The sequence below is a fragment of the Streptomyces sp. NPDC007971 genome (assembly GCF_042958635.1).
In the GTDB taxonomy this organism is placed as follows: domain Bacteria; phylum Actinomycetota; class Actinomycetes; order Streptomycetales; family Streptomycetaceae; genus Streptomyces.
Window position 1 is genome coordinate 94,282 of sequence record NZ_JBIBJK010000029.1, and the last position, 8,714, is coordinate 102,995.

Below are 8,714 nucleotides of genomic sequence, written 5' to 3' on the forward strand. Positions count from 1 at the left end.
GTGCCCCTCTCGACCTCAGAGAGCTGCTGTCTATCTGTGCGCTCAGTGCACTGTCAAATGAGCAGAATGCGCTGTGGCCAGGGGGTTCGCCCCCTTTGATCGGTGATCAAGCGCTGCGCAGGAAGAATTCCGTCGGCGGCTCCGCGGACGCTCGCCGGTGCGTGCCGCACATCACGTCCGCGGCAAGATCACCGGGTCGGTCACCGGGCCAGGCGGCCGAGCAGGGAAGAGGCCGCGGTGATGCCGAGGGCGGAGGCCACCGCCAGGACCCCGAAGTCGGCGGCGAGGTGGGCGGGCGTGCCGAGCAGAAGGCCGCGCAGGGCGTCGACCTCGTAGCTGAGCGGGTTGAACGTACTGACGGCCTGGAGCCAGCCCGGCATCACCGAGACGGGGTACAGGGCGTTGGAGCCGAAGAACAGCGGCATGGTGATCGCCTGCCCGAAGCCCATCAGCCGGTCCCGGCTGAGGACGATGCCCGCGATGGTCATCGACAGGCAGGAGAAGAACGCGGAGGCGAGGAGTACGGCGGCTGCGACGCCGAGGAGTTTCAGCGGGTTCCAGGTGAGGGCGACGCCGAGCAGGGCGGCGATGACGACGACGACCACGGCCTGGATCAGCGACTTCACTCCGGCCGCGAACGCCTTGCCTGTGATCAGTGCCGAGCGCGGCGTCGGGGTGACGAGGAGCTTGTTCAGGATGCCCGCGTCGCGCTCCCAGATGATCTGGATGCCGTAGAAGATGGCGATGAACATGGCGGACTGGGCGATGATGCCGGGCGCCAGGTAGTCGATGTAGGGGATGCCTCCGGTGGGTATCGCCCGGATCCGGGTGAAGGTCTGACCGAAGATCAGCAGCCACAGGGCCGGCTGGACCGCGCGGGTGTACAGCTCGGTGCGGTCGTGGCGCAGCTTCTGCAGTTCGACCGCGCACATGGCGACGACCCGGGCGGGCAGCAGCCGCCAGCCCGCGCGGGGGCGTGGCGGGCTGAGCAGCAGGGCGGTGTCTGCGGCGGTGTCGTCAGCCGACACGGTGGGCGGTGCGGCGGGTGCTTCGGACATCGCGGAAACCTCCTCCGGAGTCGAGGCCGCTGCCGGCGACGTCCCGGAAGACGTCCTCCAGCGTGGGCAGGGTGTTCGTGCCGCGGCGTTCGGCGAGCCCCTGGCGCAGTTCGGCCGGGGTGCCCAGGGCGCGGACGCGTCCGCGGTGCATCAGGCCGACCCGGTCGCAGTACTGGTCGGCCTCGTCCATGGAGTGGGTGGTGACGAGGACGGTCATGCCGGTGGCGGCGCGGACGGCGTTGATGTGGTCCCACACGCCGGTGCGGGCGATCGGGTCGAGGCCGATGGTGGGTTCGTCGAGGATCAGCAGCCGGGGTGCGCTGACCAGGGCCTGGGCGAGTTCGAGGCGGCGCACCATGCCCCCGGAGTAGGTGCCGGCGAGCCGGTCGGCGGCGTCGGTGAGGCCTACGGCGCCCAGCGCCTGGCCGACACGTTCGGCGCGTTCGCGGCGCGGCACGTCGAAGACCCGGGCGAACAGGGCGACGTTCTCCCGTCCGGTGAGCCCGCTGTCCGCGGACAGCTGCTGGGGCACGTAACCCAGGAGGCGGCGCACCGCCATGCGGTCCCCGGCGGCGTCGTGCCCGAAGACCCGGACCATGCCGGCCGGGACCGGCAGGAGCGTGGTGATGCAGCGGATGGCGGTGGTCTTGCCGGCGCCGTTGGGGCCGAGCAGTCCGAACACCTCGCCCTCGTGGACGGTCAGGTCGAGTCCGTCGACCGCCCTGGTGTCCCCGAAGGCGTGGGCGAGGCGAGTGCAGGCGACGGCTTCGGCGATCTCGGCGGACGTGGCGGTCATGCTTCCTCGGCCTCCTCGTGCAGGGTGACGGCCAGCTTGCGCAGTGCGGGCAGCGCCGCGCGCAGGGCCGCGCGGTCGGCTTCGTCGAGCCGGGACAGCTGCCGGCCGATCAGTTCGGTGCGGCGGCGCCGCCAGTCCTCCAGTCGTTTCTCGGCGGTCTCCGTGAGGAGCAGGCGGGCGGCTCTTCGGTCGGCCGGGTCGGTCTCCCGGGTCAGATGGCCGTCCCGGACGAGCTGGTTGACGAGGGTCGACACCGAGTTGCCCGCCAGGTGCAGGGCCCGTGCGGCGTCCGAGATGCCGATGCCGGGCCTGGCCTCGACGAGCCGCAGGAGTTCCACCTCGGCGCCGCGCAGCCGCGGCCCGGCGAGTCCGCCGCGCAGCCGGCGCCGGACCAGCCGCTGGATCCGTACGAGCGCGTCGGCCAGTTCCTCCGAGTAGTCCGGTTCCACGGACAGAAGATTACCTCTGTTACAGAGGTAATGCTCCCCAAGGAAGGTCAAGCGAGCTGGCTCATTCATACCCATATCGGTCGATTTGTTTCGATATACTCGCTGAAGGGAATCCGACGTAAGTGCTTCGGACAGGAGGCACGTCCGTGGGAACCGGCTCAGCCGGGCACCCGGTGTCCCTGTCACGGTCCGAGCCCCTCCCACGGTGTCTGTCGAACCAGCACCTGCTGAGAGTGGTGCCCACGATGCCTGTCACTGGCAGCACGAAGTCCCATCCGCACGACGACGCCCCCGACACCGCCGAGTCCTTCGAACGGCTTGCGCAGCTGCCCGAGGGTCCCGAGCGCCGAGCCCTGAGGGACGAACTGGTCCGGCTCTGGCTGCCCATGGCCGAGCGGATCGCCGTACGGTTCCGCGGCCGCGGGGAGTCCCTGGAGGACCTGTACCAGGTGGCCGCGCTCGGCCTGGTGAAGGCCGTCGACCACTACGACCCCGGCCGCGGCCGCGCCTTCGAGGCGTACGCGGTGCCCACGGTCACCGGCGAGATCAAGCGTCACTTCCGCGACCACATGTGGACCCTGCACGTCCCGCGCCGGGTCCAGGACCTGCGCAACCGGGTCCGCAGCGCCGTCAAGGAGCTGGCCCAGACCACGTCCGGCCGGGCGCCCACCGTCGCCGAGATCGCCGCCCACACCCGGCTCAGCGAGGCCGAGGTGCAGGCCGGCATGGAGGCCCTGGAGTGCTTCTCGGCGCTGTCCCTGGACGCGGACGTGACCGGCACGGAGGGGTACGCGCTCGGGGACTGTCTGGGCGAGGCCGACCCCGGCTTCGATCTCGTCGTCGACCGCGCTGCCGTCAGGCCATGCCTCCAGAAGCTGCCCGAGCGCGAGCGCACCATTCTCTACCTGCGGTTCTTCGGCGGGATGACGCAGAGCCGGATCGCCCAGCAGCTGGGCATCTCGCAGATGCACGTCTCCCGGCTGCTCAGCGGCTGCTTCGACCGGCTGCGTGAGGAACTGCTCGCGGAGGCCGGCTGAGCCTCACTGCGCGAAGACCGGCCGATCGTCACTTCGCCGAGACCGGCCGAGTCTCACTCCTGCACGCCGTCGGAGGTCTCCTCGACGGTGGCAGGGACCGGCTCGGCCGCGCCGGGGATCTGGGTGGGGCCGTACCGGTCCAGGGTGTCCTCCAGCGCGGCGCGGACGTCGGGCGGGATGTCGCCACGGCGACCCCAGATGAGGATCACATCGGCGATGGTGCGCAGCTTGATGTTGGTGTGCTGGGAGACCTCCTTCAGCACCTCCCACCCCTCGTCGGGGGTCACCCGCCCGAGGGCGACCATCATGCCGATGGCCTGGTCCACGACCGCGTGCGAGGCCACGGCCTCCTTCAACTGGTGCACTTCGGCCTGCAGCTCGGCGATCCGGTCGGGCTCCGACTCTCCCATGCCTCCATCGTGCTCACCCGCCTGGACCGCCGCCACCGGGGTACTCGACGGGCGTCTGGCCCCCTCCGGCCGGACACTGGTGCCAGACCGGCGGGCGCCGGACCCCGAGACCAGGACGCGACTGCGATGAACCATGACACGCCTGCCAGCGGTGGACCGAGGAAGAGGGACGTCATCTCCACGCACTCCGTCTTCGGCGCGCCGTGCTGGGTGAGCCTGACCAGCCGCGACCTGGAGGCGACGCAGGAGTTCTACTCCGCCCTGCTCGGCTGGCGCTGGCGCGGCGCGAAGCTCGGCGAGCACTTCCGGATCGCGCTGGCCGACGGTGTGCCCGTCGCCGGGATCGCCGCGGTGGCCGCCATGTGGCAGATGGCGGTGGCCTGGACCCCCTACTTCGCCGTACAGAACGCGGACGAGGCAGCCTCACGGGCCCGGGAGCGCGGCGGTACGGCGGCCGTCGGGCCCCTGTCGTTCCCGCCGGGACGGGCGGCGCTGATCGCCGACCGGGACGGGGCCACCTTCGGGATCTGGGAGGGAGAGCTGGTCGGCAACTGGGAGGCCTGGCGGCGGGCGGCCCCGACCTTCATCCGGCTGCACACCCGCAACGCCTTCGACGCCGCGATCTTCTACGGCGAGACGCTCGGCTGGGCCACCGGGGTGCAGGGCTGCTGCGAGGTCGAGTACGAGGGCGGCGAGGTGGTGCTGCGCAGCAGGGGCGACGTCGTGGCGCGCATCGACTCGGGCGCGGTGGAGGCGGCCCCGGACCCCTCGGTCCGGCCCCACTGGCAGATCCATTTCGCGGTGTCCGACGTGGTGAGCTGCGCCCGCACCGCGGAGAAGCACGGTGGCAGTGTCCTGCACGAGGAGGAGACGGAGGCGATCCTGCGGGACCCGGACGGTGCCCAGTTCACCGTGACGTCCCGCCCGGAACGCTGACGGCGCGGCGGATCCGGCACCACGGACCGCCCGGCCCGTCACCCGCTTCGTGACGGTCGGGACAGCAGGATCAGGCTGCGGGACTCCGCGCGGAGCCGGGTGCCGGCCTTGCGTTCGCGTTCGTCGGGGATGCCGTCCGGGTCGGCGGTGTCGATCAGGGTCGTCCAGCGCTCGCCGTAGGAGGCGTCGGGGAGGCGGAAGTCCACCGGTTCCCAGTAGCCGTTGAGCAGCAGCAGGAAGGAGTCGTCGACCACGCGTCCGCCGTAGGAGTCGCGCTCGGCGATGGCGTCGCCGTTGAGGAAGACACCGACCGTGTGCGCGTCGCTGCGCTGCCAGTCCCGGTCGGTCATCTCGCGGGCGTCGGGCCGCAGCCACACCAGGTCGGGCAGCGGCTGCTCGGCGTTGGTCGCGGTCTCGCCGCGGAAGAAGCGGCGCCTGCGCAGCACGGGATGCCCGGCGCGCAGGCCGATGACGTACCGGGTGAACCCGGCGAGGGAGCGCTGCTCGTCGGTCAGGTTCCAGTCCACCCAGGAGACCTCGTTGTCCTGGCAGTAGGCGTTGTTGTTGCCGCGCTGGGTGCGGCCGAGTTCGTCGCCGTGGCCGAGCATCGGGATGCCCTGCGACAGCAGCAGCGTGGCCAGCAGGTTCCGCTGCTGGCGGGCGCGCAGTTCGAGGACGGCCGGGTCGTCGGTGGCGCCCTCGGCCCCGCAGTTCCAGGACCGGTTGTGGCTCTCACCGTCCCGGTTGTCCTCACCGTTGGCCTCGTTGTGCTTGTCGTTGTACGACACGAGGTCGCGCAGCGTGAAACCGTCGTGCGCGGTCACGAAGTTGACGCTGGCGCGCGGTCGGCGCCGGCTGTGCTGGTACAGGTCGGAGGAACCGGTCAGCCGCGAGGCGAACTCGCCGAGGGAGCCCGGTTCCGCACGCCAGAAGTCGCGTACGGCGTCCCGGTAGCGGCCGTTCCACTCCGACCACAGCGGAGGGAAGTTGCCGACCTGGTAGCCGCCCTCCCCCACGTCCCAGGGCTCGGCGATGAGCTTGACGCGGCTGATCACCGGGTCCTGCTGGATCAGGTCGAAGAACGCCGACAGCCGGTCCACCTCGTGGAACTGCCGGGCCAGCGTCGCCGCGAGGTCGAAGCGGAAGCCGTCGACGTGCATCTCCGTCACCCAGTACCGCAGCGAGTCCATGATCAGCTGCAGCACGTGGGGGTGCCGCATCAGCAGGCTGTTGCCGGTGCCCGTGGTGTCGTAGTAGTGCGCCCAGTCGCCGTCGACCAGGCGGTAGTACGAGGCGTTGTCGATGCCCCGGAAGGAGAGCGTGGGGCCCTTCTCGTTGCCCTCGGCGGTGTGGTTGTAGACCACGTCGAGGATCACTTCCAGGCCGGCCGCGTGCAGCGCCTTCACCATGGCCTTGAACTCGTCGACCTGCCGGCCCCGGCTGCCCCGGGCCGCGTACGCGTGGTGCGGGGCGAAGAAGCCGATGGTGTTGTAGCCCCAGTAGTTGGCCAGCCCCCGGTCCTGCAGGGTGCCGTCCTGGACGAACTGGTGGACCGGCATCAGTTCCACCGCGGTGACTCCGAGCGTGGTCAGATGCTCGACGATCGCGGGGTGGGCGAGTCCGGCGTAGGTGCCGCGCAGCCGCTTGGGGACGTCCGGGTGGGTGCGGGTCAGACCGCGCACGTGCGCCTCGTAGATGACGGAGTCGGCGTACGGGTGCCGCGGGGGGCGGTCGTCGCCCCAGTCGAAGTACGGGTCGGTGACCACGCCGAGCATCGAGTGCCCGGCGCTGTCGGCGGGGGCGGGACCGTCCGGCGCTCGCTCGTAGAGGGAGGCGTGGTTGTCGGTCCGCCCGTCCACCGCTCGCGCATAGGGGTCCAGCAGCAGCTTCGCCGGGTTGCACCGGTGGCCGAAGGACGGCTGCCAGGGGCCGTGCACCCGGTAGCCGTAGCGCTGCCCGGGGCCGACACCGGGCAGATGGGCGTGCCAGACGAACCCGTCGACCTCGTGCAGCGGGACAGGGCGCTCGGTGCCAGCGTCGTCGACCAGGATCAGCTCGACAGCCTCGGCGACCTCGCTGAACAGCGCGAAGTTGGTGCCCTGCCCGTCGAAGGAGGCACCCAATGGGTAGGGGTGCCCGCTCCAGGCGGGCACCCCTGTCCGGGACGTGCGAGCCGTCACCGGGCGCCCTCCAGGGCGTCGTCCACCGCGTTCGCCGGGGCGCCCAGGACGGCCACCGGGAGGGCGCGGGGCACCGGGAGCCCGCTGCGCAGGGTCGGCGCAGGGGCCGTCGGGACCAGCGGGACGCGCTCGCCGGAGCGGGCGCGCTGCGAGAACCAGATGATGGTGCAGCCGGTCCCCGAGGCACAGCAGCCCCAGCCGTCGCTCATGGCGGCGATGTCCGCCAGGCACGCCCGGAGGTCCTGGTCGGGGCGCAGGTCGCGGTCCTCACCGCCGATGGCGGTGATGAGGTGCTGGCCGTTCCACCACATCTCGATCGAGGTGTGCTTGTCCGTGGCGTGCTGGTCGATCGCCCGCAACAGCAGTTCGGTGCCGTGGCGGACGGGGTCCACGAGGTTCTCGAGGTCCCAGTGGCGCAGATGGGCGGCCAGGATGCGGCTGACCTGTCCCACCCGTTCCGGGCCGACTTCCACATCGATGTGGTAGTAGCAGGGCACTGCGGTCTTCATCGTCGCTTGCTCCTCACCCGCGAAGCTCCCGCTCCCCTCGCCCGGTCCGGGAGGGATCCCGGACTCCGTTCCGCCCAGGAGGAATCCCAGGCACTCAGCGTGAGCGTTGATCGCTTCAGAGTCACCTCTACAGTGAGGGCGCTACGCCATTCGTGCAACACGAGCCTCATGTACGGCCAGATGGTTGAACGTCCAACAGGACGTTGTGTCGTCGTCCGTGCACCATGAGTGAAAGCCTCGATCGCCGTAACGGTGCCGCCCCCTCCTGTGCGCGGACGCCACCCGACCGTCGGGAACGCGCCCAGTCGAGAGCGTGGAAGGTGAAGAGGGTCATGCTGCTACCCGCCAAGGCCGAAGTGGCCCGGCAGTTGCGGCGTTACCGGGCCTGGGAGCGCGTGATGCTCGCCTCGCCCCACGACCGCACGGTCCGGGCCACCTTCGAGGACTCGGGCTACACCTTGTGCGTGCTGATGGGAAAGCGCTGCGCCAGGGAGGCAGCGGAAGCGGCCGAGCGCTATCTGCGCTCCTCGCTGTCCGGCTACCTGCACGAACTGGACGGGCGGCCGCATCCGGACCGGTCGGGGCGGCGCGCGCCACCACCGGAGCGGCGTTCCACGGCGCCGAGGCGCTGAGCTGGCACCGTACAGGGCGTTCCACGCGGGGCGGCAGCAGCCGACCCCGTTTCTCGGATCGCGAAGCCGGGCCCCGGGCCCGGCTTCGCGCACGGCGGAGGTGAGAGATGCGCAGGACCCCGGCCATCGGCCGCGTACCGGTACGAGACGTCCGGCCGGCCGTGGACTGCGGCAGGCGCCCGGCGAAGGCGGTGGCCGGGGAGACGGTCCAGGTCACGGCGACCGTGTTCCGGGAGGGGCACGACGCCGTCGGCGCCAATGTCGTCCTGCGGGATCCGGCGGGCCGGCGCGGCCCGTGGACGCCGATGCGCGAGCTGGCCCCGGGGACCGACCGCTGGGGCGCGGAGATCACCCCGGACGTCACCGGCCGCTGGAGTTTTCGCGTGGAGGCCTGGAGTCATCCGCTGGCCACCTGGCGGCACCACGCCTCCGTGAAGGTGCCGGCGGGCATCGACACCGGTCTGGTCCTGGAGGAGGGCGTCGGCCTCTACGAGCGTGCGGCGGCAGGAGTGCCCAAGGGGCCGCAGCGGGAGCTGGTCCTGGCCGCCGCGCGGGCACTCGGCGACGACTCGCTGTCGGTGCACGACCGGCTGAAGCCGGCTCTGTCGCCGCAGGTGGAGGCGGTGCTGTCCCGGTGTCCGCTGCGGGAGCTGGTCACCGCCTCGGATCCGCTGCCCCTGCTGGTGGAGCGGGAACGGGCCCTGTAC

10 protein-coding genes are annotated in these 8,714 nt (G+C 71.3%); 4 read left to right on the forward strand and 6 right to left on the reverse strand.

Annotated elements, in window-relative coordinates:
- Positions 1–200: 200 nt before the first annotated feature.
- Genes ACFZCP_RS40970 through ACFZCP_RS40980 form a run of 3 tightly spaced genes read right to left on the reverse strand, consistent with a single transcriptional unit; the run spans position 201 to position 2,303 of the window.
- Positions 201–1,058, reverse strand: a complete 858-nt coding sequence (locus ACFZCP_RS40970; protein ID WP_391440922.1) for an ABC transporter permease — start codon at positions 1,056–1,058, stop codon at positions 201–203.
- On the reverse strand, positions 1,018–1,854 hold the full coding sequence (locus ACFZCP_RS40975; protein WP_391440926.1) for an ATP-binding cassette domain-containing protein: 837 nt from the start codon (positions 1,852–1,854) through the stop codon (positions 1,018–1,020). The genes ACFZCP_RS40970 and ACFZCP_RS40975 overlap by 41 nt, the downstream gene beginning before the upstream one ends.
- The gene (locus ACFZCP_RS40980) at positions 1,851–2,303 is read right to left on the reverse strand and encodes a MarR family transcriptional regulator (RefSeq protein ID WP_391440932.1); all 453 of its coding nucleotides are present in this window, start codon (positions 2,301–2,303) and stop codon (positions 1,851–1,853) included. Before ACFZCP_RS40980 ends, ACFZCP_RS40975 begins: the two co-directional genes overlap by 4 nt.
- A gap of 245 nt (positions 2,304–2,548) precedes the next feature.
- Here ACFZCP_RS40980 and ACFZCP_RS40985 point away from each other — a divergent pair, with 245 nt between their 5' ends.
- Entirely contained in the window at positions 2,549–3,340 is a 792-nt protein-coding gene (locus ACFZCP_RS40985) for a SigB/SigF/SigG family RNA polymerase sigma factor (RefSeq protein WP_391440935.1), read from the forward strand.
- A gap of 53 nt (positions 3,341–3,393) precedes the next feature.
- On the opposite strand, the gene ACFZCP_RS40990 is transcribed toward ACFZCP_RS40985, so the two are convergent.
- On the reverse strand, positions 3,394–3,750 hold the full coding sequence (locus tag ACFZCP_RS40990) for an ANTAR domain-containing protein (RefSeq protein ID WP_391440939.1): 357 nt from the start codon (positions 3,748–3,750) through the stop codon (positions 3,394–3,396).
- Positions 3,751–3,876: 126 nt separating this feature from the next.
- Here ACFZCP_RS40990 and ACFZCP_RS40995 point away from each other — a divergent pair, with 126 nt between their 5' ends.
- Positions 3,877–4,686 (forward strand): VOC family protein, encoded by an 810-nt coding sequence (locus ACFZCP_RS40995; protein ID WP_362700572.1) that lies wholly within the window; start codon positions 3,877–3,879, stop codon positions 4,684–4,686.
- A 38-nt stretch (positions 4,687–4,724) separates the two neighbouring features.
- Here ACFZCP_RS40995 and glgX read toward each other — a convergent pair whose 3' ends face one another.
- Positions 4,725–6,839 (reverse strand): glycogen debranching protein GlgX, encoded by a 2,115-nt coding sequence (gene glgX, locus ACFZCP_RS41000; RefSeq protein WP_391440972.1) that lies wholly within the window; start codon positions 6,837–6,839, stop codon positions 4,725–4,727.
- Between the two features lie 23 nt (positions 6,840–6,862).
- The gene (locus tag ACFZCP_RS41005; protein ID WP_391440946.1) at positions 6,863–7,375 is read right to left on the reverse strand and encodes a pep a2; all 513 of its coding nucleotides are present in this window, start codon (positions 7,373–7,375) and stop codon (positions 6,863–6,865) included.
- Positions 7,376–7,707: 332 nt separating this feature from the next.
- On the opposite strand from ACFZCP_RS41005, the gene ACFZCP_RS41010 reads away from it, so the two are divergent.
- Positions 7,708–8,007 carry a DUF5133 domain-containing protein gene (locus ACFZCP_RS41010; RefSeq protein WP_391440950.1) on the forward strand — a complete coding sequence of 100 codons (300 nt, stop codon included), beginning with the start codon at positions 7,708–7,710 and terminating at the stop codon, positions 8,005–8,007.
- A gap of 107 nt (positions 8,008–8,114) precedes the next feature.
- Positions 8,115–8,714 (forward strand): maltotransferase domain-containing protein (locus tag ACFZCP_RS41015; protein WP_362700580.1); only part of this gene is annotated, 600 nt, incomplete at its 3' end.